This window comes from Actinosynnema sp. NPDC059797, assembly GCF_042732085.1.
Taxonomy (GTDB): Bacteria; Actinomycetota; Actinomycetes; order Mycobacteriales; family Pseudonocardiaceae; genus Actinosynnema.
Map to the genome: position 1 here is coordinate 1 of NZ_JBHWIE010000092.1, position 26,105 is coordinate 26,105.

General features: G+C 75.2%; 18 protein-coding genes. 5 read left to right on the forward strand and 13 right to left on the reverse strand.

Translation table 11 applies throughout. The features are described 5' to 3' along the window. Positions 1-192: 192 nt before the first annotated feature. Positions 193-969, forward strand: coding sequence for a hypothetical protein (locus ACFV4N_RS21350; RefSeq protein ID WP_499674312.1), 777 nt, complete (start codon positions 193-195; stop codon positions 967-969). A gap of 66 nt (positions 970-1,035) precedes the next feature. Here the strand turns inward: ACFV4N_RS21350 and ACFV4N_RS21355 are convergent, their stop codons facing one another. Beyond that, a complete protein-coding gene (locus tag ACFV4N_RS21355) occupies positions 1,036-1,998 on the reverse strand; it encodes a hypothetical protein (protein ID WP_499674313.1) in 963 nt (320 codons plus the stop codon). A gap of 136 nt (positions 1,999-2,134) precedes the next feature. Between ACFV4N_RS21355 and ACFV4N_RS21360 the strand changes: the two genes are divergently transcribed. Further along, positions 2,135-5,167, forward strand: coding sequence for an AfsR/SARP family transcriptional regulator (locus ACFV4N_RS21360; protein ID WP_499674314.1), 3,033 nt, complete (start codon positions 2,135-2,137; stop codon positions 5,165-5,167). Here ACFV4N_RS21360 and ACFV4N_RS21365 read toward each other — a convergent pair. From ACFV4N_RS21365 to ACFV4N_RS21400, 8 genes are all read right to left on the reverse strand, one after another. After that, positions 5,157-6,113 carry a hypothetical protein gene (locus ACFV4N_RS21365; RefSeq protein WP_499674315.1) on the reverse strand — a complete coding sequence of 319 codons (957 nt, stop codon included), beginning with the start codon at positions 6,111-6,113 and terminating at the stop codon, positions 5,157-5,159. The two genes, ACFV4N_RS21360 and ACFV4N_RS21365, sit on opposite strands and share 11 nt — an antisense overlap. Before the next feature lie 104 nt (positions 6,114-6,217). Further along, positions 6,218-7,387 (reverse strand): cytochrome P450, encoded by a 1,170-nt coding sequence (locus ACFV4N_RS21370; RefSeq protein WP_499674316.1) that lies wholly within the window; start codon positions 7,385-7,387, stop codon positions 6,218-6,220. Positions 7,388-7,641: 254 nt separating this feature from the next. After that, the gene (locus ACFV4N_RS21375) at positions 7,642-9,024 is read right to left on the reverse strand and encodes an FAD-binding oxidoreductase (RefSeq protein WP_499674317.1); all 1,383 of its coding nucleotides are present in this window, start codon (positions 9,022-9,024) and stop codon (positions 7,642-7,644) included. Beyond that, positions 9,017-10,891 carry an ABC transporter ATP-binding protein gene (locus ACFV4N_RS21380; RefSeq protein WP_499674318.1) on the reverse strand — a complete coding sequence of 625 codons (1,875 nt, stop codon included), beginning with the start codon at positions 10,889-10,891 and terminating at the stop codon, positions 9,017-9,019. The genes ACFV4N_RS21375 and ACFV4N_RS21380 overlap by 8 nt, the downstream gene beginning before the upstream one ends. After that, entirely contained in the window at positions 10,888-13,779 is a 2,892-nt protein-coding gene (locus ACFV4N_RS21385) for a type 2 lanthipeptide synthetase LanM family protein (RefSeq protein WP_499674319.1), read from the reverse strand. Before ACFV4N_RS21385 ends, ACFV4N_RS21380 begins: the two co-directional genes overlap by 4 nt. Continuing rightward, a complete protein-coding gene (locus ACFV4N_RS21390; protein WP_499674320.1) occupies positions 13,716-13,907 on the reverse strand; it encodes a DUF6229 family protein in 192 nt (63 codons plus the stop codon). The genes ACFV4N_RS21385 and ACFV4N_RS21390 overlap by 64 nt, the downstream gene beginning before the upstream one ends. Positions 13,908-14,008: 101 nt before the next feature. Then, positions 14,009-14,764: an AfsR/SARP family transcriptional regulator gene (locus tag ACFV4N_RS21395; protein WP_499674321.1), complete on the reverse strand. Its 756-nt coding sequence runs from the start codon at positions 14,762-14,764 to the stop codon at positions 14,009-14,011. A gap of 189 nt (positions 14,765-14,953) precedes the next feature. Then, positions 14,954-15,865, reverse strand: a complete 912-nt coding sequence (locus ACFV4N_RS21400) for a LysR family transcriptional regulator (RefSeq protein ID WP_499674322.1) — start codon at positions 15,863-15,865, stop codon at positions 14,954-14,956. A gap of 74 nt (positions 15,866-15,939) precedes the next feature. Between ACFV4N_RS21400 and ACFV4N_RS21405 the strand changes: the two genes are divergently transcribed. Next, positions 15,940-16,842, forward strand: a complete 903-nt coding sequence (locus tag ACFV4N_RS21405) for a DMT family transporter (protein WP_499674323.1) — start codon at positions 15,940-15,942, stop codon at positions 16,840-16,842. Between the two features lie 147 nt (positions 16,843-16,989). Here the strand turns inward: ACFV4N_RS21405 and ACFV4N_RS21410 are convergent, their stop codons facing one another. The 4 genes from ACFV4N_RS21410 to ACFV4N_RS21425 all read right to left on the reverse strand — a co-directional run bounded on the left by ACFV4N_RS21410 (position 16,990) and on the right by ACFV4N_RS21425 (position 23,933). After that, a complete protein-coding gene (locus ACFV4N_RS21410; protein WP_499674324.1) occupies positions 16,990-19,245 on the reverse strand; it encodes an exo-beta-d-1,3/1,6-glucosidase in 2,256 nt (751 codons plus the stop codon). A gap of 923 nt (positions 19,246-20,168) precedes the next feature. Continuing rightward, positions 20,169-21,608, reverse strand: a complete 1,440-nt coding sequence (locus ACFV4N_RS21415) for an ATP-binding protein (RefSeq protein ID WP_499674325.1) — start codon at positions 21,606-21,608, stop codon at positions 20,169-20,171. Further along, positions 21,605-22,819 (reverse strand): IS701 family transposase, encoded by a 1,215-nt coding sequence (locus ACFV4N_RS21420; protein WP_499674326.1) that lies wholly within the window; start codon positions 22,817-22,819, stop codon positions 21,605-21,607. Before ACFV4N_RS21420 ends, ACFV4N_RS21415 begins: the two co-directional genes overlap by 4 nt. Before the next feature lie 64 nt (positions 22,820-22,883). Beyond that, a complete protein-coding gene (locus ACFV4N_RS21425) occupies positions 22,884-23,933 on the reverse strand; it encodes a hypothetical protein (protein WP_499674327.1) in 1,050 nt (349 codons plus the stop codon). A 173-nt stretch (positions 23,934-24,106) separates the two neighbouring features. Between ACFV4N_RS21425 and ACFV4N_RS21430 the strand changes: the two genes are divergently transcribed. Both ACFV4N_RS21430 and ACFV4N_RS21435 read left to right on the forward strand, forming a co-directional pair. Next, a complete protein-coding gene (locus tag ACFV4N_RS21430) occupies positions 24,107-24,928 on the forward strand; it encodes a helix-turn-helix transcriptional regulator (RefSeq protein ID WP_499674328.1) in 822 nt (273 codons plus the stop codon). A gap of 188 nt (positions 24,929-25,116) precedes the next feature. Continuing rightward, the coding region (locus ACFV4N_RS21435) for an AAA family ATPase (RefSeq protein WP_499674329.1) at positions 25,117-26,105 on the forward strand (989 nt) is incomplete at its 3' end.

Below are 26,105 nucleotides of genomic sequence, written 5' to 3' on the forward strand. Positions count from 1 at the left end.
GTGGGGTGCGCGCGGTGGGGTGCGCGCGGTGGGGTGCGCGCGGCGGGGTGCGGGGTGCGGGAACCTGAACCGGTTCGGGGCGTCCACCTGCGGAAGTGGCGACCGGAGGCTGTCGGGGCGCGCCGGCGTTGCCCTACCGTCGCATCGCTCCGCCGGGTCCCACCCGGCCGGACGCGCCCCGGGAGGACTTCCGTGAGAACCCTGCTCCGCATCCTGTTACCGGTGGTCGCCGTCGTCGCGGCGGCGACCGTCGCGCTGGCGGCCCCCGTGCCGCCGACCACCCCCTACCCGCAGGTGCCGCCCAACGGCAACGCCTGCCTCATCGAGAAGATGGAGGTCGACAAGCAGCAACTGCTGCACGACCAGGCCAGGCGCCACTACGACCGGATCAAGGCGCTGTTCGACCGCAACGCCGCTTCCGCGAGCGACCTGCGTGCCGCCGAGAGGGCGCTGCACCAGGCCGCCATCGCGTTGAACAACGCGAAGTACGCCGAGGCCGGGTGCCGCAACGAGCTGGGCGACGACCCGAAGAAGAAATGCGTCTCGCTGTCGCTGGAGCTGAACCGGCTGCTCGACGAGCTGGCCCCGCGCCAGGAGCTGGAGCGGCTGGCGAAGGCCCACTACGACGCGATGCAGAGGCTGGCCGACAGCGGCGCCGTGTCGCGCGAGGAGCTGGACCGCGCCAAGACCGCCTGGGAGGTCGCGAAGTTGGAGCGGCAGCAGGTGGAGCAGCGGATCGCCGACGCGAAGGAGCGGCTGGCCGACGAGCCGGCGTGCGAGGGCTACCCGTCGACCCGCCCGACGCCCACGTCGACGACGGTCCCCTCGCCCACGGCGACCCCGACGACGCCGGGCAGCACGACCTACCCGACCAGCACCCTGCCCAGCACCACCTACCCGACCAGCACGGTGCCCACCACGACCCACCCCACCACGACCCACCCGAGCACGACCGCGCCGATCGGCTGACCCCGCCGGCGCGCCACGGCCTCCGCGGTGATCGCTCACCGCGGAGGCCGCCCCCGGGACCGGGCGCTAGCGGAAGGTCAGGCGGTACTGCACGCCGCCCCGGTCGACGCCCTCCGCGTCGGTCTGGAACACGTTGACCGGTTTGCCGTTGGCCTCGGCGGTGCCGGTGAAGATGACCTGCAGGGGCAGTCGTTCACCGCCCCTGAGCTGGAGACCGGTGAACCTGGCGAGCTTGGGGTCGACCACCTGGAACCGGGTCGTCCCGACCTGCCGCACGCCGACGGCCTGCCCGCCGCCCGCGCGCCAGCGCTCGAACAGCGTCGCGCCCAGGTCGACGACGACGCGACCGGGCCCGACGAACGGTTCACCCGCCGGGGCGATGCCCAGGCCGACCTGCGCGGTGGCCGGGAACGGGTTGCCGATCATGAAGTCGACGGGGAAGTCGACGTTCGCCACCGCGGAGGCCGTCACGACGTTGTGCCACGCGATGTTGTTGTTCCTGCGGGTGTTGTCCTCGGTGCTGACGCCCTCGGTGAAGGTCATCGGGTCCGCGGCCGACTCCCAGCGGGCCAGCAGGCAGTAGTGGCGCCAGTCGTTCGGCACGGTCCACTGGAACATGAAGGTGTGCGTGGCGGCGGTGATGGTGGTGCCGTACCAGCCGATCTCCTGCCAGCCCGAGGGCCAGGAGGCGTTCCCACCGGCCCTGGTGTGGTACAGGTGGAGCACGCCGGGCACGTCGCCCTGGCCGTTCTTGTACGCGGTGACGAAGACGTAATAGGTCTGGCCCGGCGTGATCGACACGTCCGCGGCGCACTTGGCGGGCGTGCCGCAGACGACGATGTCGGGGCTGCTCCAGATGTCGCCGGAGCCGGGCTCGGCCCCGCTGTCGGACAGGTTGTCGCGCATGAAGACGTCGGGGGTGACCGGTACCGCCCGGGCCCCGGAGGGCCCGGTCAGGAACGCGGCCGCGAGGGCCGCGACGATCAGGGCGAACAGGGCGCCCCGTCGTCGCGGCGACGTGTTGTGCATGGGTCCTCACCTTCCGGTTGGGCAGTGGCCCGGTGAGCGTGCGACGCGCCGGTTGTGAACCTGTTGCGGGTCCCGGCGACCTTCGACCGGCCAGAGGTATCGCGGAGCCGACACGACTGATTACGCTCGGTCGGCCTTGCCGGGTGAGGAAGGGGTCGACGTGGGCGAGCTGGGCGTCCTGGGCCCCGTGCGCGCGATCGGCCCGGCGGGTCCGGCGGCGCTGCGGGGAGCGCGGCAGCGGGCCGTGCTGGGGCTGCTGGCCCTGCACGCCGGCCGGGTGCTGCCGGTGGGGCGGCTGGTGGACGCGGTGTGGGGCGAGGACCCGCCGCGCACGGCCGTGCGGACGCTGCACAGCCACGTGGCGCGCCTGCGGCAGGCGTTGGACGCCTGCGGGTTCGGCCCGGTGCTGCGCACCAGCAACCCCGGCTACGTCCTGGACGTGCCGCCCGAGGCGGTGGACGCGCTGCGGTTCGAGCGGCAGGCGCGTGAGGCGGCGCGGGACGCGGAACTGGGCGCGGTGGGCGAGGCGCTCGCGGCGTTCCGGGCCGCGGCGGAGCTGTGGCGCGGCGAGCCGTTCGCGGACGCCCCGCTGTCGGGGTGGGGGCTGAGGGAGGTGGAACGGCTGCGCGAACTGCGGCTGTCGGCGCTGGAAGGCCGGTGGGACGCCGAACTGCGGTCGGGCAACCACGTCGAGGCCGCGGAGCGGCTGCCGCGCCTGCTCGCCGAGCACCCGACCCGCGAGCGCCTGGTCGAGTCCCACGTGCTGGCGCTGTACCGCTGCGGACGGCACACCGAGGCGTTGGCGGCCCTGCACCGGGCGCGCCGCCGGATCGCGGAGGAACTGGGCGCGGAACCGGGGCCCCGGCTGCTGGCCCTGCACAGCGCGGTGGTGCGCCGGGACCCGGTGCTGGACGGCGCACCCGGGACCACCGCGGGACCCGCGCAGCTACCGGCCCGCGCGGGGTACTTCACCGGCCGCGACGACGAACTGGCCGAGCTGGACCGGGTGCTCGACGAACCGGGCGACGACCAGCCCGTGGTGGTGGTCTCGGGAGCCGCGGGCATGGGCAAGACGGCACTGGCCGTGGAATGGGCGCACCGGGTCGCGCACCGCTTCCCCGACGGCCAGGTGTTCCTGGACCTGCGCGGTCACGACCCGCGCCGCGCGGTGACCGCCGCCGACGCGCTGGCCCACCTGTTGCGCAGCCTGGGCCTGCCCGCCGACCGGGTGCCGGGCGAGACCGCCGAGCGGGCCGCCCTGTACCGGTCGCTGCTGCACGGCAAGCGGTGCCTGGTCGTCGCGGACGACGCCGGCCCGGTGGAGCAGGTGCTGCCGCTGGTGCCGGGCGCGGGCGGCAGCCGGCTGCTGGTCACCAGCAGGAGGTCGCCGGCCGCGCTGGCCGCGCGCTGCGCGGTGCGGCCGCTGGCGCTGGACGCGCTGGGGCACCGGTCGTCGGTGGCGCTGCTGACCAGCGTGCTGGGAGCCCACCGGGTGGAACGGGAACGCGGGCCGACCGCGCGGCTGGCCCGGCTGTGCGGCGGGATGCCGTTGGCCCTGCGGATCGCGGCGGCACGCCTGACCGGTGAACCGGACGTGCCGATCGCCGCGCTGGCCGCCGAACTGGCCGGCGCCGACCGGCTGGGCGCACTGGCCGTCGACGGTGACAGCCGCACCGTGCGCACCGTGCTGACCAGCGCCTACCTGCCGTTGGAGCTGACCTTGACGCGGATGTTCCGGCTCCTGGGCCTGACGCCGGGCACGACGTTCACGGCATCGCTGGGCGCCGCGCTGTGCGGCGTGCCACCGGCGGAGGGCCGGGCCGCCGCGCAGGAACTGCGCGCCGCACACCTGATCACCGCGGTGGGGCCCGGGCACTACCGCTTCCACGACCTGATCCGGGAATTCGCCCGGCAACGGGCCCGCGAGGACGAGACCCCCGCCACGATCGCCGAGGTGGGGCACCGACTGGTGGACTGGTACCTGCTGGTGGCCGACCGCGCCAACCGGGTGCTCGACCCCCGACGCGACCTGGTGACGCCGACACCGCGGCACCCGGCGCCGGCGCTGCCGCCGCTGGCCGACCAGCAGGCCGCGCTGGCACTGCTGGAAGCCGAGCGGCCCAACCTGGTGCCCGTGGCCCGTTTCGCCCGGGAAACCGGCCGGCTGACCGCGGCCTGGCAATTCACCTACCTGCTCACCAGCTTCTACGACGCCACCGGCCACTGGCCCGAGCGGGTGGCGCTGTGCCGGCAGGGCGCCGCGGCGGCGAGCGAACTGGGCGACCCGCTGGCCGAAGCGGAAATGCTGCGGGCGCTGGGCGTGGCGCACTACATGACCCGGCGGCTGCGCGAAGCACTGGACACCCACGTCCTGGCCCTGCGGGCGGCACAGGCGGCGGGCGACCTCGACGGCGAGGGCCACGTCTACAACAACCTCGCCAACACCTACGCGGAACTGCGCCGCTTCGACGAAGCCGTGGCGGCACACCGCATGGCAGTGGCCCGCTGCCGGTCCGCCGGCAACCACCTGGGACTGGCGCTGTCCCAGCGGAACCTGGGCAACACGCTGGTCCGCACGGGCCGGGCCGAAGAGGCGCTGGAACCGCTGCTGGACGCGCTGAACCGCTTCCGGCGACTGGACGCGCCCCGCCTGGAAGCCGCCACCCTGGACACCCTCGGAGAAGCCCACATGGCGCTGGGCGACCACCGGCGGGCGCTGACCACCCTCGCCCGGGCGCTGGAACTGACCCGCAGGACCGGCTACGTGTGGATGGAGATGGAGACGCTGCTGCACACCGGAGCGGTCCACCTGCTGCGCGGTGACTTCACCGCCGCCGCCGAGGGGTTCGAACTGGCCCTGGCCATCAGCCGGGAGCACCGCTACCCCCACGTGGAGGCGGTGGCGCTGGACCGGCTGGGCCAGGCGTGCCTGGGCCGGGACGACCTGGCCGGCGCGCGCGAGCACCTGGAGGCGGCACTGGCCGTGCGCCGGACCGCACCGGACGGCTACGAACACGCCACCGTGCACCGCGACCTCGCCGAACTGGAGGAGCGGCGGGGCGACGAAGCCGCCGCGGCCTCCCACCGGGCCCGCGCGATCGAGCTGTACCGGCAGGAGGGCGCGGCGGCCGAGGCCGAGGCCCTGACGCGTCCGGTGATCAGTTCCTGACCAGGGTCAGCACGGTGCGCATGTTCCCCGGTGCGCCCGCGGAGGGCGAGTGGAACTCCACCGGGATCCGCACGTCCTGGCCCGGTGGCGCGGTGATGGTGAACCACACGACGGCCCGCCGCGAACCCGGCGGCACGGTGAGCACCAAGTCCTCGACCGGCACGTAACCGGGGTCCTTGAGACCGGTGTCCAGGGTGCGCACGCTCACCTGCCGGGTCTCGACCGAGGCGACCGAGAAGTGCGTGCTCGCGCCGCAGGTGCCGCGCCAGCACACGCCCGTGCCCTCGGTCGACAGCAGACCCTCGCAGTCGGGGTCCTCGGGCGGGCAGCCCGAGGTGCGCGGGCGGTCGTCGTCGGTGATCCAGCCCGCGCCGCTGCGCCCGGTGATCACCACACCGGCGGGTTGGTCCAGCGACAGCCAGAACACCTCGACCAGCTCGGGCGCGGCGTCGGCCGTGACCGCGACGGTGACGTACCTGGTGGCCGTGTCGCCCAACCAGGTCAGCACGCCGGTCGCGGCGGTGTAGTCGGACCCGGCCACGGCCGGGTCCCGGTCCGCGGGGACGCCGTCGACCGTGCGGTACCGCACGGAACCGACCGCGGGACAACCGGGCGCCACCGCGACCGAGACGGCGAACCGGAACGCGGTGGTCCCGCCGGTGCCCTCGGCCTGAGTCACGTCCCCGACCTCGACGGCCGCGGGCGCGCACGCGACCGCCGTCGCGCCCCTCGCGCTCGCGGTGTGCCCGATCGCGGTGGACCCGGTCGCGGTCGGCCCGGTCGCGGTCGGCCCGGTCACGGTCGGCCCGGTCACGGCTCGTGCGATCCCGGCCCCCGCGATCCCGGCCCCCGCGATCCCGGTCGCCGGACCCGCCGTGGCCGCGACCGGCGGCGCCAACCCCACCGACAACACCGAGGCGAGGACCCACATCGTCGTCTTCCTCATGCACCACCCCACGCGTCCGCGGGCCACTTCCCCGTGCCCGCTCCCGCGCACTGCCTACCGGGGGCGGGTTGTGGAACGGTTGTGCGCCCGGGGACCCACCGGCGTCACCACGTCACGGGCAACGCCGTGAGACCTCCGGTGAGGGCGTCGCGGCGCATCGTCAACTCCTCCGGCGGCACCGCCAACCGCATCGTCGGGAAGCGGACGGGCAGCCGCGAGAAGACCGCCTGCAACTCCAACCGCGCCAAAGGCGCCCCGATGCAGTAGTGGACCCCGTGACCGAAGGACAGGTGATGGGCGGCGCGGCGGGTCACGTCCACCCGGTCCGGGTCGGGGAAGACCTCCGGGTCGTGGTTGGCCGCCCCGATGTCGAGCAGCACGAGGTCACCCGCCTTGATCGCCACGCCGTCGACCTCCAGGTCCACCCGCGCGTACCGCGGCACCCCTCCCCCGCTGATGCCGGGGATGCGCATGATCTCGTCGACCGCGCCGGGCACCAGGGAGGGGTCCTCGCGCAGCGCCCGCCACTGGTCGGGGTTCGCCAACAGGCCCAACGCACCCATGCCGATCTGCACGACGGTGGTCTCGTGGCCCGCGAACAACAACCCCATCGACAGCACCGCGGCTTCCTCGTCGCCGACGTCCTCCGCCTGGGCCAGCCAGGACAGCACGTCCTCGGCCGGCTCCTCGCGCTTGCGGGCCACGAGCCGCCGGCCGTACTCGTAGAGCCGGCCCAGGCCGTGCGCGGACCGGGCGGCGTCCTGGATGTCCCCGGCGGCGTCGCTCCACGCCCGGAAGTCGTCGCGATCGGCGTAGGGCACGCCGATCAGCTCGCAGATCACCAGGATCGGCAGCGGCAGCGCGAGCGCCCGGTGCAGGTCGACCGGCGGGGTCTGCCGCGCCACCTGGTCGACCAACTCCTCGGCGAGGGCCTCGACGCGCGGTTGGACGGCGCGCATGCGGCGGGGCGTGAAGTGCGGCTGGAGCAGGCGCCGCAGCCGCTGGTGGTCGGCGCGCTCGGTGTCGAAGTCGCCCATCGGGCCGCCGAACAGCGCCGAGGCGCCCGCGCGGGCGGCGGTGCCGGGTTCGCGGTGGGCGCGACCGAGGCGCTCGTCGGAGAGCAGGGCGCGGACCTGGTCGTAGTCGGTGACCAGCCAGGCGTCGTCACCGACGACCGTGCGCACCCGGTGCACGGCCCCGCTGCCGATCAGCGCGGTCAGCTCGGGCGAGACGCGGAGCGGGTGCTGCTGGGTGAAGGGCAACTGGACGGTCATGGCGACCCCCGTGGTCGTTCCACCGCTTGCCGGCACGGGCGACGCTATTGCGGGAACCCGAACCCGACAAGGAACCTCCCGGTGGAACGACCTGACCGGGTGACGGGATGCGTCCGGCTGGAGCAAGGCGGGCCGACGGGCGACGAACCCGCCGCTCACCACTATTTTTAGTCTACACTGAAGTAATAGAGATAATCACGACACCTTGGTGCGGGCCACCACGTCTGCGCCCCGGAGAACGGCGCCCGGGACCTCTACCGGGTCTTCCCGGCCTGACCGGTCACCGCCGGCGGCGGGATCGACTGGGCGAAGGTGAACACGCCGGTCGGGTCGTAGCGCGCTTTGACTGCCCTGAGCCGGTCGGCGTTGGCGCCGTAGTAGGCCGTCAGCCAGTCCTCGTGCGCCGGGTCGGGGAAGTTCGCGTACACGCCGCCCGTGCCCCACGGGCGGGCCACCGCCCACCCGTCGCCCAGCCACCGCAGCACCTCGTCGCCGCGCCGCTCGGCGGCGCCCGGTCCGACCAGCACCGTGTGCTTGAGCAGGAACGCGGGCGAGCGGTGCGGGAACGCCGTGGCGCCCGGCGCGACCCGCCCGTACGCGCCGCGCCACGGCGTGAACGCCAGCTCCCTCAGCTCGCCGAACCGCCGCCCGGCGACCAGGTGCGCGAGCAGCGCGCCCACCGCCTCCTCGGGCAGGGGCCGGTCGAAGAACCCCGTCCGCGACGACGACATGCCCGGCCGCGGTGACACCAGCGGGATGGCCGCGGGGTCGCGCGCGGTGGCCGAGTGCGGCGTGGCCTGCACCAGGCCGGCGTCGTGGGCGGGCACCACGGCCACCTCGACCTCCAGCGGCACGGGCAGGCGGCCCAGCAGCTCGTCCGCGGCGACCGGGTCGGGCACCGCGCCGACGAGCACCGCCACCGGCTCCTCCTCCGGGTAGTCGGGGCACAGCAGCACCAGTTCGACGCTCACGTCGTCCGGCGCGTCCCACGCCTGCCACCACCGCGCCAGCCCGGCGGCGTAGGCGAAGTCGAACACCGCCCGCAGGTGTGTCCGCGGCCTGGCCGGCACGGTCCGGAACACCGCCGACACCACCACGCCGAAGTTGCCGCCGCCCGCGCCCCGCAGCGCCCAGAACAGGTCGGGGTGCGAGTCCTCCGACGCCACGACCACCTCGCCGGACGCCGACACGACCTCCGCCGACACCAGCGCGTCGCACGTCAGCCCGTGCAGCCGCCCCCAGGCGCCGAACCCGCCGCCGAGGGCCGCGCCGACCACGCCGACCGAGGGGCACGAGCCCAGCGGCACCAGGCGTCCCAGCGGCGCCAGCACCTCGGCCAGCCGCCCGCCGCGGACCCCTCCCCCGACGGTCACCAGGTCGTCGCGCGCGGACACGCCGTCGGCCGGGGCCAGGTCCAGCAGCAGGCCGGGGGTGGCGGAGTGGCAGGCGTTGCTGTGCCCGCCGCCCCGGATCGCGAACGGCAGGCCCCCGTCGCGCGCCAGGGCCAGGGCCGCGCGCACGTCCTCCGCGCCCGCGCACCGGGCCACCGCGCGCGGCAGCACCTCGCGCGGCCGGCCGATGAACTGGGCGCGGGACAGGTCGTAGCGCGGGTCGCCCGGCTCCACCAGCTCAAGCATCGGCGTGCATCCTGCTCTGGAGCTCGTACAGGTCCGCGTACCGGCCGCCCAGGGCGAGCAGCTCCGCGTGCGTGCCCTGCTCGACGAGTTCGCCCTCGTGCAGCAGCAGGACCCGGTCGGCGTGCCGCACGCTCGCCAGCCGGTGCGTGATCAGCACGACGGTGCGGTCGGCGGCCAGGGCGCGCAGCGACTCGTAGACCGCGAACTCGGCCTTGGCGTCCAGCGGCGCGGTCGGCTCGTCCCAGATCAGCAGCGGCGCGTCCCGGTACAGGCCGCGGGCCACGGCCAGGCGCTGCCACTGCCCGCCGGACAGCTCGACGCCGCCCCGGAACTGCCGGGACAACAGCGTGCGCCACCGCTCGGGCAGCCGCGCCACCACCTCGTCCGCCCCGGACCCGGCCGCCGCCTCGCGCACGCCGCGGCCGTCGGCGTCGGGGCGGTCGTGCCGCCCCACGCGGACGTTGACGTGCGCGGTGTGCGGCCACCGCACGGGGTCCTGGAGCACCATCACCACCCGGTCGGCGACGCGGGCGCGGTCGACGCCCGCGATGTCCTCCCCGGACCACCGGACCCGCCCGGAGGTCGGCGCGTACAGGCCCGCGATGAGCTTGGCCAGCGTGGTCTTGCCCGACCCGTTCTCACCGACCAGCGCGATCGTCTCGCCCGGCGCGATGGCGAGCGACACGTCCCGCACCGCGTCCCGGTCGCTCTCCGGGTAGCGGAAGGTCACGCGGTCCAGCGCCACCCGCGACGGGTCGACCGCCACGTCCGCGCCGGTGCGCCGGGACCGGGCGGCGGCGTCCAGGAAGTCCCGGTAGTCGGCCACGTACATGCCCTGCTCGACGAGCTGGTTCGCGGCCAGCACCAGGCGGTTGAGGGCCGTGGTGGCGGCCCGCACGGCGATCACGGCGGTGCCCGCCACCGCCAGCGGCACCCAGCCGTTGCCGACCAGCAGGCCCAGCGCGGTGTAGGTGACGGCCAGGCCGACGCCGGCCAGCGCCCGCCCGACGCCGCGCACCCGCGCCTGCGCGGTGGCCAGCCGCACGTCCTCGTCGCGCAGCGGGTCCGCGGCGATCCGGTACTCGGCCAGCACGAACGGCTCGGCCTGGTAGGCGCGGATCTCCGCGGCCGGCTCCCGCTCGGTCGCCAGGTCGGCCACCATCTGCACGCGCCGGTCCAGCACGACGGTGCGGCCGACGCTGGCGTAGGCCAGCTGCGCGGACCGGTGCACGGCCCACCCGTCCGGGATCACCGCGAGCAGCAGCACGGGCACGAGCACCGGGTGCAGCGCGGCCAGGCTGCCCGCCGCGGCCACCAGGCCCAGCACGGCGCCGACCAGCTCCACGAGGTTGTCGGCGGCGCGCTCCAGGTAGAACAGGCCGCGGTCGCGGGCGCGGTGCATCCGGTCGTGGAAGGAGGCGTCGTCGAACGCCGCGAGGTCCGCCCCCAGGCTCGCCCGGTACAGCTGCTCCTCGGCGAGCCGCCGCACGGCGGGGGTGATCCGGGCGTGCGCCAGGGACACGCCGACGTCCAGCGCGCCCCGCAGGCCGAACGCCGCGCCCACCAGCAGCAGGTCCGGCAGGGCCGCCACCACCCGGTCGGCGGTCGGCCCGGCCTCCAGCAGCTCGGTCAGCACGCCGGTGGTGGCGAACAGCCCGAACGCGGCGGCCAGGCCGGACAGCACCTGGAGCACGGCCACCGCGAGCGCCGGGCCCGGCGCGGCGTCCCGGACCAGCCGCAGCACCGGCCGCGTCACGCCGGGCAGGCCGCGCAGCACGCCGCGCCGCGCCGTGGCCGCCGACTCGTCGAGCTGCCAGTGCGGTGTGACGAGGTTGCCGTCGCGCGGGTCGTCCGCCGGCGCGGTCACCGCGGCCCGTCCCCGAACAGCAGGACCGAGGGCAGGTCGCACCCGGGGTGCAGGCGCAGGAGCTGGTAGGCGATGCCGCCGGAGCCGGACATCACGCTCGGCGAGTACACCTCGCGCGCCAGGCCCGTGGTGGGGCCGTGCGCCTCCAGGCTGCCGATCACCATCGCATCCACGCCCTCCCGCGTCACCCCGTCCGGCGCCACGCCCTCGTCGAGCGCCCGGACCAGCAGCTCCCACACGCCGAGGTCGCCGTGGCACAGGGTGTGCGTCCAGCCCGTGCCGTCGCGCAGGCCCGACGCGGCGGCCCGGCGCAGCACGTCCGGGTCCGCGGTCGCCAGCCCGACGCCGACCGCGCCGTGGCACCACGCCGCGATGACCGAGCCCGGCTCCCTCGGGTCGCGCCACGCCCGCCGCGCGGGGTCGTACCAGGTCTCCTCGTACGCCGCCGCGCCGCGCGCCAGGTCGGCGAAGGACGGTTCGCCGGTGGCGTCGGCCAGCCGGCCCAGCGCCCAGCCGATGCCGGTGGCGCCGTGGGCGAACCCGCCGATGCCCTCCGGCCACGTCGGCTCGGGCCACCGCACCCGGCCGCCCCCGACCTCGGCGTCCGCGGCCAGGCGGCGGCCCGCCTCGACGGCCAGGTCCGCGTAGCGGGTCTCCCCGGTGCGCTCGGCCAGCAGCAGCATGGGCACGATCGCGCCCGCCGTGCCGACCACCACGTCCGGTCCCTCGCTCGCGGCGAGCGCGGCGGGCACCTGCTCGGCCAGGAACACCGCGTCCTCGACGGCGGGCACCCCCAGCCGGTCCAGCGCCAGCCAGCACCAGACCTGCGAGCCGAGGCCGATGTAGGAGCCGACCGGGTCGGGGCGGCGCCGGGTGTGCCTCGCCTGGTCGGCCCACCACACCTGGGTGCGGCGGGCCGTGGCCAGGGTGCCGGCCAGCAGGTCGTCCACGCCGGCCACGGGGTCCGCGCGACCGGCCGCCACCTCCCGCCGGTACGCCGCGAGCAGCAGCGCCACGCCGAGCGTGCCGCCGTACAGGTCCGGGGTCAGGGGCGTGGTCTGCCACCCCGAGCGGTCGAGGACGGGCGCGAACCACGTGGCGGTGCCGTCCGACCCGCGCACCGCCTCGGCCACCAGAACGCCCATCAGCCGGCCGGCCCGCGAGCGCCGCCGCTCGTCCAGCCGGGACGGGTCCGCCCCGCCGGGCGGCGCCATCCGGCCCGGGTCGGGCCACGTGCCCTGGTTGAGGTAGGCGCTGACCAGCGCGGCGTGCGTGACGCGGCGCTCCAGCGCCAGGTCCGCGGCGCGCCAGCGCTCCAGCGCCAACCGCACCTGGTCCTCGCGCGGCCCGCACACCAGGCCGTCCGCCGTGCGCAGGAAGCCCTCCGCCGGGGTCGTGGTGAACACCGGGACGTCGCCCACCAGCAGGTCCGCGACCTCGCCGCGGTGCACCTCCGGCGCGCCCGGGCCGCGGGTGTTCAGCGAGTGCCGCGCCAGCAGGGCCCGCGCCCGCTCCTCGGCCGCCGGCTGGTCGTGCAGGCCCGCCGGGTGCCACAGCATCCGCCCCAGTTCGGCGTACGCCTCGGTGTCCCGCACGACCACCCGCACCACGCAGTCGGCGAACGGCGCCAGCAGGGGCTCCAGCCGGCCGGCCCGGTCCAGCCGGGTGATCCGGGCGGCCATCTCGTCGAACCCCGCCACCACCCGGGGCCAGTGCCGCACCAGCCGGGGTCGCGGGCTGGGCAGGTTGCGGGCCGGCGCGGGAGGGCGCGGCACGATCGCCACCCGGGCCCGGTCGGTGCCCGCGTCCACCAGGTCGGGCAGGCCGATCGCGGGCTGCTCGCCGGGCAGGGCGCCCAGGGCCGAGCCGTCCACGCCGCGCCACCCCAGGCCGCTGCCCCGGCCGGGCAGCAGGCCGGTGCGCATGACGGTGCCGGTCAGCTGCTCGGCGACCAGGTCGGTGGCCTCGCCCGCACCGGTCGGCGGGTGCGGCGGGCGGGGCGTGAAGACGCTCTCGCAGTCCACGACCACCGGCACCGGGCCGTGGGCGATGATGTTCTCCGCGTGCAGGTCGGTGCCCGAGACCAGGCGCATCACCGCGAGCCAGTGCCCCAGGCCGCGGTAGAACGCGTCCAGCTCGGCGTCGTCGGCGCAGTGCCGGTGCTCGACGTGCTCGGCCCAGCCGTACCCGGCGCGGACCACCGCGCGCGGCACCCGGACCGGTCGTTCGTCGCCTTCGGTGAGCACCGCCAGGAGCCGCGCCAGCTCCCGGTCCACGTCCATCGGCCGCGGCTTGTAGACCACCGTGCCGCCGTCGCAGCGCAGCACCGTCACGGTGCGCCCGCCGCGGTGGCTGTCGCCCTGGCCGAACTCGACCGCGCGCAACCCGCCCGCGTCGGCGTCGAGCACGCCGCGCAGCAGCGGCCGGTCGGCGGCGAAGCGGCGCGCCAGCTCCAGCGCCGCGCCCACCCGGTTGTCGGTCATCGCCGTCAGCCGGGTGACCAGGTGCGGGTAGTGGTCGGTCAGGCCGTGCCAGAACGCGGGTTCGGCCGCTCGCCGCAGGAACTCCTCCCAGCGCCCCCTCGGGTCGGGCGCGGTGAGCCGGCCGGTCAGGCGGGCCGCGTGCAGCTCCAGCACGAGGACGCGGACGACCCGGCGGCGCAGGGTGTCCGCGAGCGCGTCGCGGGTGGCGGACAGCAGCGCGCCCGCCTCCGCGACGCCGAGGTCGGCGACCTCGGCCAGTCGCCCGGCCAACCGGTCCAGCGCGGGACCGACCAGCCACTCCAGGGTGTGGTCGAGTTCGCCGACCTCGGTGTCCGCCATCGTCAGCAGCAGCGAGCGCCGGCGGACGCCGTGCAGCCCGAGCACCTGCTGCCGGGCGGGTTGCACGCCACGATGTCGCCCTCGGCGAACTCGCCGCTGGCGAACAGCGGGCCGGCCGGGTTGTCCGGCTCGTCGAGGCCGGCCCGCCAGCGGGCGACCGTCTCCTCCGCGTCGAGCAGCATGGCCGTGGTCATGTGCGCTCCTTTCCTCAGGGGAGGCAGGAGTGTAGAAATTCGGTGCACACGGCCGCGCACACAAAAGGCGCGGGTTCCGTTCCCCAGCCGTGCCCGCCCGTTCACGGTGACCGTTTCCCGCTGCGCCGAACGGATTCGTAGAGCCGCCGGGTGGCCGCGCTCGGCGTCACGCCCAGTTCCGCGTGGAGCACCCGGACGAGCCGTTGGTAGACCGCGATGGCCTCGGTCCGGCGGCCCGAGGCGGCGAGCGCGGCGACCAGGTGGTGCCACAGCCGTTCCCGCAGCGGGTGCTCCACCACGAGCCCGGCCAGCGCGGGCACGAGTTCCTCGTGGCGGCCCAGCGCGAGCCGCGCGCCGGCCAGCTCCTCGATCGCGCCCAGCCGCTGCTCGTCCAGCACCGTCACGTCCGGCCGCACCAGGTCCGGCACCGGCACTCCCGCCATCACCTGGCCCCGCCACAACCCCACCGCCCGCGACAGCGACCGGACCGCCGCCGGGTGCGCGCCGTGCCGCCGCAGCGCGTGGCCCTCCAGCACGAGCCGCTGGAACAGGGTCACGTCCACCCGGTCGGGCGCGGCGGCCAGCACGTACCCGTCGCGCGTGGAGGCGATGCCCGGCTGCCCGGGGTCGGCGGCCCGCAGCAGGCCGCGCAGCTCCGCCAGGTGGCTGCGCACGTTCGCCGCCGCCGAGGGCGGCGGGCGCTCCGGCCACAGCGCCTCGATGAGCTGGTCCAGCGGCAACGCCCGGTTCGCCCGCAGGGCGAGCACCCCCAGCAGGACCCGCACCCGCCGTCGCGCGGGGTGCCGCAGCACCCCTCCGGCGGACACCGCGGGCCGACCCAGCACCAAGACCGACATCGGAACCCCCATCGTGGGTGAGCCGCCCCCCTGGCGCCCAGTCCAGCGGCACGGGGAGGGGGTGGTGTAGCGGCCGGCCCGACATCGCTGCGGACCGACGAAGGCGCAGGCCGGGGGTGTGCTCGCCCGGTCACGAGGGGTTACGGCGCGCGGGGCGGCGGCAGGGGGTGTGGCGGTCGGAAGGACCGGTCAGACGAGGTTCTGGAAGCGGTCCGCGGCCGAGGTGAGGGCGTCCACGCAGGCGCGGACCACCCCGCGGTCGGCGTCCTCGGCCCGGGTCACGGCGTGGATGGTGCGGTTGAGCGCCGGGCGGGTGGCCAGGACGCGCACGCCGTCCGGCACCGAGTCCCGGCCGAGGCGCGGGACGACGGCGGCGCCCACGTTGCCCGCGACCAGCGCGAGCTGGGTGGGGTAGTTGCCGATGGCGCAGCTGATCCGGGCGTCCGGGCCGTGGTCGCGCAGCACGCGCGTGAGCCAGTCGAAGCAGCCGGAGCCGGCGCTCCAGCCGATCCACGGCAGGTCGTCGACCTCGGCCAGGTCCACGACCTTGCGGTGCGCCAACCGGTGGGACGCGGGCAGCGCCAGGTCGGCGACGTCGTGCAGCAGGGTCGTGCGCGACAGGGTGGGCGGCACGGTCACCGGCCGGTGCTCCCAGCTGTCCAGCACGGCCACGTCGAGCCCGCCGGCCACGACCCGGGGCAGGGTCTCCTCCGCCTCGCCCTCCTCCAGCGTCACCGCCAGGCCGGGGTGCCGGTCGCGCAGCAGCGCCAGCGCCGGCGGCAGCAGGGCGTGCACGGTGGTGGGGATGGCGCCGACGCGCACCGTGCCGGTGACGTCCTCGCGCAGCAGCTCCAGGTCCGCGCGGGCCTGCTCGACCTGGGCCAGGATGCGCTCGGCGTGCCGGGCCAGCACGTGGCCCGCGGTGGTGAGCCGGACGCTGCGGCCGTGCGGCTCCAGCAGCCGCTGCCCGGCCTCCCGCTCCAGCTTCCCGAGCTGCTGGGACACCCCGGACGGGGTCACGTGCAGCGCGGACGCCGCCGCGGCCACCGTCCCGTGCGTCGCCACGGCGTGCAGGGCGCGCATCCGCTCCAGGCCGAACACGGAAGGGATGCTACCGGGTTCCGTGCAGGAACAATCGCTGGTGCTTGCCGTTCGGGACGTCGAGGCTGAGGGGCGTGACCAGCACCGAACACCGTCCCGCCGTGGCGCGCCCCGCGTCGCCCGGGGTCAGCCCGGCCCTGCTCGCCGCCGCGGGCAGTTGCTGCATCGCCCTGTCGTCGATCTTCATCAAGGTGTCCGGGACCAGCGGGAGCACCAGCGCGTTCTGGCGCTGCCTGCTGTCGCTGCCGGTGCTGCTGGCGCTGGTGTGGTGGGAGCGCAGGCGCGGCACGGCGCGCCGCCGGGTGCTGCTGCCGCTGCTGGCCGGCATCGGGCTCGGCGTGGACTTCGTGCTGTGGGGCGACGCCATCGGGCTCGTCGGCGCCGGGGTGGCCACGGTGATCCTGTCGGTGCAGGTGGTCATCGTGCCCGCGGTGGCGTTCCTGGTGCACGGCGAGCGCCCGCCGAACCGGTTCCTGGTCGCGGCGCCGGTGCTGCTGGGCGGCATCGTGCTGGCGGGCGGGCTCGCCGGGACGCCCGCGTTCGGACCGGACCCGGTGCTGGGCGCGGTGCTCGCGCTGGGCGCGGGCCTCGGCTACTCCGCCTACCTGCTGCTGATCCGGCACAGCACCGGCCCCGGCGCGCGGGAGCACACGCTGGTCCTGGCCACGGTGTCCGCGGGCGTGGTCGCCGCCGCGATCGGCGTGCCCACCGGCCGGCTGGACCTCACGCCGGGGTGGCCGGCGCTCGGGTGGCTGGTGGCGCTCGCGCTGGTCGGCCAGGTCGTGGGCTGGATGCTGATCTCGACCGCGCTGCCACGGATGTCGAGTTCCACGGGTGCGACGCTGATGCTGCTGCAACCGGTGGTCGCGATCCTGCTCGGCGTCGCGCTGCTCGGTGAACGGCCGAGCGCGCCGCAACTGGCGGGCTGCGCGGTGGTGCTCGGATCGGTGGCGTTCGTCGGCAAGGCGCGGCGCTGACCCCCGGCGCCCGACCGCCGGGAGCGCGGTCCGCCCACCTCGCCGGTCCGGGCACCGCCCCGGGCGACCCGCTGGAGAGGTCGGCCCGGCCGCGGTCGTGACGGTGGTCCCCGGTCCCGCGAGGGCGGACCGGGGACCACCGGGCCGTCAGGCGGGGCTCTTCACCGTGAAGCCGACCCGCAGCAGCGCCGAGTCGCGGGACGAGGGCCCGACGAGCAGCGCGAACTCGCCCGGTTCGACCACCCGGCGCCCCTGCGCGTCGACGATGGTGCAGTCGGCGACCGGGATGTCCAGCCGCACCGTCGCGGTCTCCCCCGGTGCCAGGTCGACCTGGCGGAACGCCTTCAGCTCCTTGTCGGCCCAGCTGGCGGACGTGACGGTGTCGCTGACGTAGGCCTGCACCGTCTCGCGGGCCGGGCGGGCGCCCGTGTTGCGCACGGTGACGGTGGCCCGGAGGTGGTCGTCGGGGCCGAGGACCGCGGCCTCCACACCGAGGTCGGCGTACTCGACCTCGGTGTAGGACAGGCCCTCGCCGAAGGCGAACGCCGGGTCCTGGGTGTGGTCGGCGTAGCGGGCGCCGTGCTGGCCGCGGACCTGGTTGTAGTAGGTGGGCTGCTGGCCGACGTGGCGGGCGAAGGAGATGGGCAGGCGGCCGCTGGGCTCGACCCGGCCGAGCAGCAGCTCGGCGATGGCCCGCCCGCCCTTCATGCCGGGGTTGGCCACCCACAGCAGCGCGGCCGCGCCCAGGGCCGAGGCGGGCAGCACCAGGGGCTTGGAGGCCAGCAGGACCACGACCAGCGGGGTGCCCGTCGCGGCGAGGGCGTCGAGCAGGGCGATCTGGCCGCCGATCAGGTCCAGGGTGGCGGTGGAGCGGCCCTCGCCGACCAGTTCGATGCGGTCGCCCACGACGGCGACCACGCAGTCGGCGTCGCGCGCGGCGGCGACGGCCTCGGCGATCAGGTCCTCGTCCGGCGGGCAGGGCACGACCACCTGCGGTCTGGGCTGGCCGTCCGGGAACGTGTCGCCCTCCGGGTCGGCCGCCAGGGTGAGGATGTCCGCGCCCCTGGCGTGGACCACCTCCCACCCGTCGGGCACGAGGTCGCGCAGGCCGTCGAGGACGGTGGTGATCATCTCGCGCGGCTGGCCGTCCGGCAGCCAGTCGGCCTGCCCGGAGGAGCCGGCCCAGTCGCCGAGCTGGGTCTGGGCGTCGTCGGCCAGCGGTCCGACGACCGCGACCCGGCGGGGCCGGTCTCCCCCGTCCAGCGGCAGCACGCCGTCGTTGCGCAGCAGCACCAGCGAGCGCCGGGCCACCTCCAGGTTGAGCGCGGCGTGGTCGGGGTGGTCGATCACGACGCGCTGCCGCTCGGCGTCGGGGTGGCGCGGGTCCTCGAACAGGCCCAGCTCGAACTTCAGCGCCAGGATGCGGGCCACGGCGCGGTCCAGGTCGGCCTCGGCGAGCAGGCCCAGCTCGACCGCCTGCAGCGCGCCCTCGAAGAACCCCGGCGTGGTCATGATCATGTCGTTGCCGGCCTTGACCGCCGCGGCGGCGGCGTGGGCGTAGTCGGGTTGCACCCGCTGCTCCCAGACCATGCGGCCGACGTTGTCCCAGTCGGTGACCAGCGTGCCGGTGTAGCCCCACTCACCGCGCAGCACCTCGTCCAGCAGCCAGGAGTTGACGGTGATCGGCACGCCGTCGGTGGTCTGGTAGCCGAGCATGAAGGTGCGGCAGCCCTCGCGGGCGACCCGCTCGAACGGGGGCAGGAACCACGAGCGCAGCTTGCGCCGCGACAGGTCGGCCTCGCTGGCGTCCCGGCCGCCCTGCGTCTCGGAGTAGCCGGCGAAGTGCTTGGCGGTGGCCAGGATGGCGGTGGGGTCGCCGAGCCCGTCGCCCTGGTAGCCGCGCACCATCGCCGAGGCCAGCTCGCCGATGAGCACCGGGTCCTCGCCGAAGGTCTCGTCCACCCGGCCCCACCGCAGGTCGCGCGCGATGCACAGCACGGGCGAGAAGGTCCAGTGCACACCGGTGGCGGCCACCTCGACGGCGGTGGCCCGCGCCACGCGCTCGACCAGGCCGGGGTTCCACGTCGCGGCCATGCCGAGCTGGGTGGGGAAGATCGTCGCGCCCTCGTGGAAGGAGTGCCCGTGGATGCAGTCCTCGGCGACCAGCAGCGGGATGCGCAGGCGGGTGCGGGCGGTCAGCTCGTGGGCGCGCACGACCCGCTCCGGCGAGGTGTGCAGGATCGAGCCGACGTGCTTGCGCAGCACGTGGTCGTCCAGGTCCTCGCGCGAGTCCAGCTGCATCATCTGCCCCACCTTCTCGGGCAGGGTCATGCGTTCCAGCAGGTCGGCCACTCGCTCCGCGACCGGCCGGCCGGCGTCGAGGAAGGGCGCGTCGTGATCCATGTGGTTCTCCGGTGTGTCCAGGCCACGGCGAATGTATCGCCGCGGCGCGTGCGGCGGCTGCGCGTGCGCGCGGATGTGGTCAGGAGGGGCAGAGGTGCGGGACCCGGTACCGACGCAGGGGGCCGGAGCGGTGCGGGCGCGGGCGGCGGGGGCGCGAGCGGCGGGTCACGGCGCCGGGACCGCCGGGCGGAGGACTGTCGGGCGGGAGCCGGTCGGGCGGAGGCCGGGCGGGCGGGAGCCAACCACGCGGAGGCCGGCCAGGCGTGGGCCAACCACGCGGGAATCGGCCACGAGAAGACCTGCCGGCCCGGAGTCGGCCGGGCGGGGATCGGCCGGGCGGGGATCGGCCGGCCGGAGGTCAGCCGAGCCGGGACCCAGGCGAAGGCCCACCGGGCGCCCCGACACCTCCCGCTCCACCACGCGGCGTCCCGCGCGACCCGGCTCAGCGGGCATGCCGGCCGGACGGCGCCATCGCCTCGACGGCCCGGTGGCGACGCGCCCCGGCGAGACCGCGACCGCGCCCGACCACCGCACGCGGGGTCCGCTCGGGCCGGCGGTTCTCGGCGGTGCTCTCCACTGGGCTCCAGTCACTGGTCGGGGCACCGGGCTGACCGGAGCGTCACGAGCCGCCCCGCGAAGGCTCTGGGAGCGCTCCCAGAACCTGTGAGAGCGCTCTCCCAACCCACGCGGAGATCTTCGTCTTGGATTTTTCGGATGTGCGCGACCCGCCGTTCACCCTCGGACGCCGCGCGTCTGAGCCTACCGCTTCGCGCGCACCGCCGTACACCGGATACTGGCAGGTCGACGGGGATCCGGTACTCGCGCCCGCGACCGGGAATCCCGGTCCGCGCGGGCCGCGCCGGGCCGGCGCGCCCCGACCCGGCCGGGCGGACCGGCGACGCGCGCCGGTCCCCGCCCGCGCGTCACGGCACGAGCGGCAGGCGCACCGTGAAGCGGGTGTCGCCCGGCACCGACGTGACGTCGATGGAGCCGTTGTGCCGCTGGCTGATGATGTCGTGGCTCAGGTGCAGGCCCAGGCCGGTGCCCTGGCCGATGTCCTTCGTCGTGAAGAACGGCTGGAACAGCATCGGCAGCACGTCCGGCGGGATGCCGGCGCCCGAGTCGCGGATCTCCACGACGGCGTGGTGCGCCTCCAGCTTGGTGCTGATCCGCAGTTCACCGCGGCCCGACATGGCGTCGACCGCGTTGTTCACCAGGTTGGTCCACACCTGGTTCAGCTCGCTCGGGTAGACCCGCAGCGGCGGCAGGTCGGCGTAGTCCCGCCGGATCCGGACGCCGGTCAGCCGCCGCGACTGCATGGTCAGGGTCGCCTCCAGGCCCTCGGTCAGGTCGACGACCTGCTCCGGCGCCCGGTCGAGGTTGGCGTACGCCTTGGTCGAGCCCAGCAGCGCGCCGATGCGCCGCCCCGCCTCCGACAGGTCCTTCACCAGCGACCGGCTGTACAGCGTCAGCCCGAGGTAGCCGATCGCGGCTTCGAACGCCTCGGCGTGGACCGCCCGCTCCACCTCCCCCAGCACGTCGGGGGTCACGCCGTGGTCGGCGAGCACCACGTCGAGGCCGTCGAGGCCGGTCACGCCGCGCTCGTCCAGCCAGTCGCGCACGGCGTCGCCCATCTCCGCCGCCTCGAACGCGTCGCGCGGCCGGTTGGCCTGCTCGTTCTCCGCCGCGCGGGCCAGCACCGCGTCGACCACCTCCCGCTGCCGGGGCAACGAGGTGCCGCCCCAGCGCAGGACCCAGTCGGACAGGTCGCGCACGGCGCAGCCCAGCTCCGCCGCCGACCGCGAGATGGCGGCGACCGGGTTGTTCAGCTCGTGCACGAGCCCGGCGGCGAGCGTGCCCAGGCCCTCCAGCATCGCCCGCCGGCCCGCGTGGGCCTCGTAGGAGTGGATCCGCCAGGCCAGCACCGGCAGCAGCACCTGGCACACCTGCGGGCAGCGCCGCAGCAGCTCCAGGAACGCGGCCTTGTCGTACGCCAGCAGCGCGGTCGACCCGACCGCGGTGGCCTTCGCGAGGTAGCCGCCGCCCACGAGCAGCGGCAGCTCGCCGGTGAACTGGTGGGCCGCCACCGGCTTGTCCTCGTGGGACGCGGGCGCCTCCGGCGACCGGTGCGCCTCCCGGGCCGAGTGCCTGCCCAGCACGTGCTCGCGGCCGTCGATCACCTTGGTGATCAGCAGCTCGCCGTCGAGCAGGACGTAGAAGTGGCGCGCGGTCTCGCCGTCCTCGAACAGGACCTCGCCGTCGGCCAGCAGCAGCCGCGCGCCCTCCTCGGCGAGCCACTGCAAATCCTTGTCCTCCAACTCCGCGAACAGGTGAACTTCTCTTAGTTCGTCCACGTCGGTCATCGCACGCCCCCGGAGGCGTAGGGTCGCAGGGACAGCTCGTAGTGCCGGTCCCGTTGGCGCGACAGGGCGCTGTAGGCGTGCGCGACCGACGCGAGGGTGACGTGGTGGTGCCACCCGCGGAACGAGCGACCCTCGAAGTGCCGGAGCCCGAAGTCGTCCTGCAGCCTGTCCAGCTCGTCCCCGGTCCGCTCCGGCAGCCGGGTCAGGCCGATCAGCTCGGTCATCCGCGAGGCGTTGAGGTTGGTCAGCCACACCGAACTCGGCCGCACCTGGCCGGACGGCCACTCGGCCAGCACCCGGCGCGGCCGGGGGTACGGCGTGCCGGGGGTGATGCGCGGCGGCCCGGTGGGGGCCGGCACGGTGGCCACGGCGAAGTGCGAGCTGCCCGACGGGCCGTCGGCGCGGTCCCCCCAGCGGACCGTCATCCGGCCGTGCCGGGCCGACATCATCACCAGTTCCTCGACGGTCGACTGCCGCTCCGGCGCCCGAACCGCGCCGGCCGCGGCGGGGGTGTCCGGCGTGACCCGCACGACGTAGGACAGCCCGCGCTTCCCCAGTTCCCGCACCAGGTTCTCCAGGCCGACCTCGTGCCGGGCGTCCACCACGACCGGCGGCGGCGGCAGGTGCCAGTCGTCGATCATCTCGTCCAGCGCCTCCACCAGGTGGCCCCACCACTCGCGGTGCAGCTCCTCGTCGGGCACGTGCGTCCTCGACCGCCGCTTCTGGTCGGCGTCCCAGCACCGCGGCAGCATCAGCCGCCAGTTCACCGGCACGCTCGCGTCCCGCCCGGCCAGGAAGACCGCGATGCCCTTCTGGCAGTTGAGGGTTCGCCGCGCGGAGGCCACGTACTGCTTCGCCACGCCGACGGAGTTCCTGCCGTTCTTGGGGAACACCACCTCGCGCACGACCCACGCCTGCGGCGCGAGCGCCGAGGACAGGTGCCGGGCCAGGCCGAGGCGGACGGGTTCCCAGCGCCACGGGCTCTGGTTGACGAACTGCTGGAGGCATTGGTCGGCGCGCCAGCCGACGACGTGATCCGATATCCTGCGAATGGATTTCCGCCCCGGGACGTGGATCAGCCCGCGGACGTAGGATTCGGCCCAGCGCCGTTGGTCGGATCGGGCCAGTGGCGTGAAGAACTCCTGGCAGAAAAGTGAAAGATATTCAGAGTCGCGGATCGCGGAGCCGGGTAACTCGTCGTCCTTGCTCATCTGTTCCCCCAAATTGGTGAAAAACGCAAGCGACATCGGTGGAGTGGCGGCACCCGGCGCCCGCTCAGGCGACCGGGGTCCTCGTCCGCTCGTCCGCGGCGGGGTCCGGGGACGCCGGCAGCTCGAAGTCGTACATGAGGTGCGCGGAGATCATGCTGACGTGCGGCGCGTACCGCGTCCGCGCGGACTGGAAGGCGTGCCAGGCGTCCTCGCCGGTGCGCTCCGGCGGCAGCCCCGCGGCCAGGGCCGCCCCGATCGCGTCGGAGAACGCGTGCTCCTCGCGCCCGTGCAGGCTGACCTCGGTCCTGGGCACCCGCAGGCCGAGCCTGGAGGCCGACTCCTCCAGGCAGTGCGTCCCGTTGTGCAGCAGCGCCTTCGTGTGCGGCGGCGCCCAGTGCGGCGCGATGGCCTGCACCAGCGCCGCGGCGTCGAGCACGACCACCGCGGCGCGCAACCACTCGAACTGGCTCGCGGGCCGGTAGTAGAGCAGGGACGGGTAGGAGACGTGGGTGGCGCGGATGTCGGCCAGCCACGCCGACCACTGGGCGAACGCGCCGTCGAGCCGCTCCCGCGACCCGGTGCGGAGGTGCTCGACGAGCAGGACCTCGGCGTCCGACGGGACCACGGCCGTGATCATCCCGCCCGTGACCAGCAGCTCGCGGCGGCGGAACGAGTCCATCAGGCGGAGCAGGTGCACCATGAACACCGCGAGCACCATCGCGCAGGAGACCCACACCAGCAGGCCGAGCCCCGCGCCGGCCGCCTGGTCGTCGTGGAGGGTCAGGAACCGGACCACCTCGTCGGGCCGGGCGCCCACGACCCCGATCGCGATCGCGACGAGCACGAACCCCACCACCTGGAGGACCAGCCAGGACCACAGCATGAGGAACACGCTCAGCGGCATGCAGGTGTCGAGCACCCTCTCCCTCAGCCCCCTCGGCGCGCGCCGGGCGATCGTGAACACCGTCGCGGCCACGACCCGCACCGACCACCGCGCCGCGGCGGTCGAGGTCCGGCGCGGGGTGAACACCGTGCGGAGCACGCTGAGCCACCCGGTGAACACGACCGCCGCACCGAGCAGCCCGGCGAGTGGGAGAAGAGCGTCGAAACCCATCGAGTTGTCCTCTCTCAACCGTCCGTCGCCCTTACCATGCGTCCGCCCGGGCCCGTTTCCCACACCGTGCTTGTGGTGGCACTCCGGGTACCAGCATTGCGCCGGCCGCAGGGGGCATCCACACTCTCGGGATCCGCTCGTGCGACACCGCGGGCGATATCGTTTCCAGGGGGGTGGTTTGGTTGGACAGCGGCCTGGGCCGTCGTGAACTCGCGCAGTTCTTGCGCAGCCGACGGGAAAGGATCCACCCGGAACAGGTGGGGCTGCCCGTCGGTCCGCGCCGCCGGACCGCCGGGCTGCGCCGCGAGGAGGTCGCGGTGCTGGCCGGGTTGAGCCCGACCTGGTACTGCTACCTGGAGCAGGGCCGCAAGATCCGCCCCTCGTCCGAGGTGCTCGACAGCCTCGCGCGGGTGCTGCTGCTGTCCGAGGACGAACGCCGCTACATGCACATGCTGGCGCACGGGCAAGTGGCCGAACCCCAGCCGCTGGACACGGGTTTCCCGCCGAAGGAGGTGATCCGCCAACTGGTCGGCACCACGGGCATCGGGCCCTACCCGGTGTACGCGCTCAACCTCAGCGGTGACATCATCGCGTGGAACCGCGCCACCTCCGAGTGGTACGCCGACTTCGGCGCGATCGCGCCCGCCGAGCGCAACATGGTCCGCTGGATGTTCACCGACCCGACGGCGCGCATCAGGTTCGTCGACTGGGAGTCCGACGCCCGGGACATCGTGGCGCGGCTGCGCACCGTGCCCGCGCGGCGCCCGCACGACGCGCGGCTCGCCAGGCTGGTGGCGGACATGAAGCGCCTCAGCGCGGAGTTCCGGCTGTGGTGGGAGGAGCACGACGTGACCGAGCAGCGCAGCAGGCTGCGCACCCTGCGCCACCCCACTCTGGGTAACCGGACCATGCGGCTCGTGGTCGTCTACCCGTCCGACACGGACTCCTACATGGTCGCCTACCACCTGCCCGTTGATCCGAATGACGCCCTGTAACCGTCCGCCCATCCGGTCCTAGACCGATTGAGCGAGGACTGTGTTATTTCGTCGTTGACCAGTCATATGGCATCGGCCACCTTCTAGGTGCCGCCTCGAAGAGGTGCGGCGTTTGGGGACGCCGCGACAGCCGTGCTCCTTCTGGCACACCCGGTCGCGGTCCACGTGAACCGAACCTTGGAGGAGCCATGCCGTGGCACTTCGTCGGCAGGACCGAGCAGGTCGAGCGCATCCGCGCGACGGTGGTCCGGGCGCACGCGGGACCGCTGCTGATCACCGGTGAGCCCGGCGTGGGTCGCACCACCGCGCTGCGGCGGGCCCTGGAGGGCGTCGACGTCGAGGTGGTCCACCTGCACCCGGACGGCGGCCCGGCCCCGTTCGGCGTGGTGCGGCGGCACCTGCCCGGGGACTTCGCCGTCACCGCGCCGCTCGGCGTCGCCGTGCGGGACGCGGTGGACGCCCTGCTGGACCGGTTCGAGGGCCGCCGCGTGGTGCTGGTGGTCGACGACGCGCACCGGGCCGACCACGCGAGCATGCTCGTCGTGCGCGACCTGCACCGGCGCGGCGACGTGCTGCCGGTCATCACCAGGCCGAGCGGCGCCTCGCCCGCCAACGGGCCCGACCCCCTCGACTGCCTGCGCTACGAGCGCGACTTCCAGATCCTGTGCCTGCCCCCGCTGAGCGCCGACGAGGTCGGCGCCGTGCTGGGCGGCGTGCTGGGCGGTCGCGTCCACCGCGCCACCGTCGAGGCCCTGCACGCCGTCACCGCCGGCAACCCGCGCGCGCTGCGCGACCTCGTCGGCGACGACCTCGCCGGCCACGTCGTGCTCGACAACGGGGCCTGGCGGTTCAACCCGTGCCGGACCGGCGGCACGGCCTCCTTCGCGCCCGACGGCATCACCGCGCTCGTCGAGACGACCCACCGGGCCTGGCGCGAGCTGGCGCTGGACCGCGCCGAGGAGCTGTGCTGCCTGGCCCGGTGGAGCGGCGCCCGGGACCGGGTGGCCGAGGTGCTGGCCGGCGTGCTCCTGCTGCGCGGCCGGGCCGGCGAGGCGCTGGAGTTCCTGGACTCCCTCGGGCGCGACGAGCCGACGTGGTCGCGCGTCGCGCCCGTGCGCGCCCTCGTGCTCGCGCTGGGCCTGGGGCGCCCCGAGGAAGCCTGCGAGCTGCTCCGGCA

Coding starts and splice junctions, on each gene's coding strand:
- ACFV4N_RS21375 (WP_499674317.1), bottom strand. CDS start 9,024: ATGCTTGAGCTGGTGGAGCCGGGCGACCCGCGCTACGACCTGTCCCGC.
- ACFV4N_RS21395 (WP_499674321.1), bottom strand. CDS start 14,764: ATGTCGGTCTTGGTGCTGGGTCGGCCCGCGGTGTCCGCCGGAGGGGTG.
- ACFV4N_RS21355 (WP_499674313.1), bottom strand. CDS start 1,998: ATGCACAACACGTCGCCGCGACGACGGGGCGCCCTGTTCGCCCTGATC.
- ACFV4N_RS21415 (WP_499674325.1), bottom strand. CDS start 21,608: ATGACCGACGTGGACGAACTAAGAGAAGTTCACCTGTTCGCGGAGTTG.
- ACFV4N_RS21410 (WP_499674324.1), bottom strand. CDS start 19,245: ATGGATCACGACGCGCCCTTCCTCGACGCCGGCCGGCCGGTCGCGGAG.
- ACFV4N_RS21365 (WP_499674315.1), bottom strand. CDS start 6,113: ATGAGGAAGACGACGATGTGGGTCCTCGCCTCGGTGTTGTCGGTGGGG.
- ACFV4N_RS21420 (WP_499674326.1), bottom strand. CDS start 22,819: ATGAGCAAGGACGACGAGTTACCCGGCTCCGCGATCCGCGACTCTGAA.
- ACFV4N_RS21425 (WP_499674327.1), bottom strand. CDS start 23,933: ATGGGTTTCGACGCTCTTCTCCCACTCGCCGGGCTGCTCGGTGCGGCG.
- ACFV4N_RS21390 (WP_499674320.1), bottom strand. CDS start 13,907: ATGACCACGGCCATGCTGCTCGACGCGGAGGAGACGGTCGCCCGCTGG.
- ACFV4N_RS21370 (WP_499674316.1), bottom strand. CDS start 7,387: ATGACCGTCCAGTTGCCCTTCACCCAGCAGCACCCGCTCCGCGTCTCG.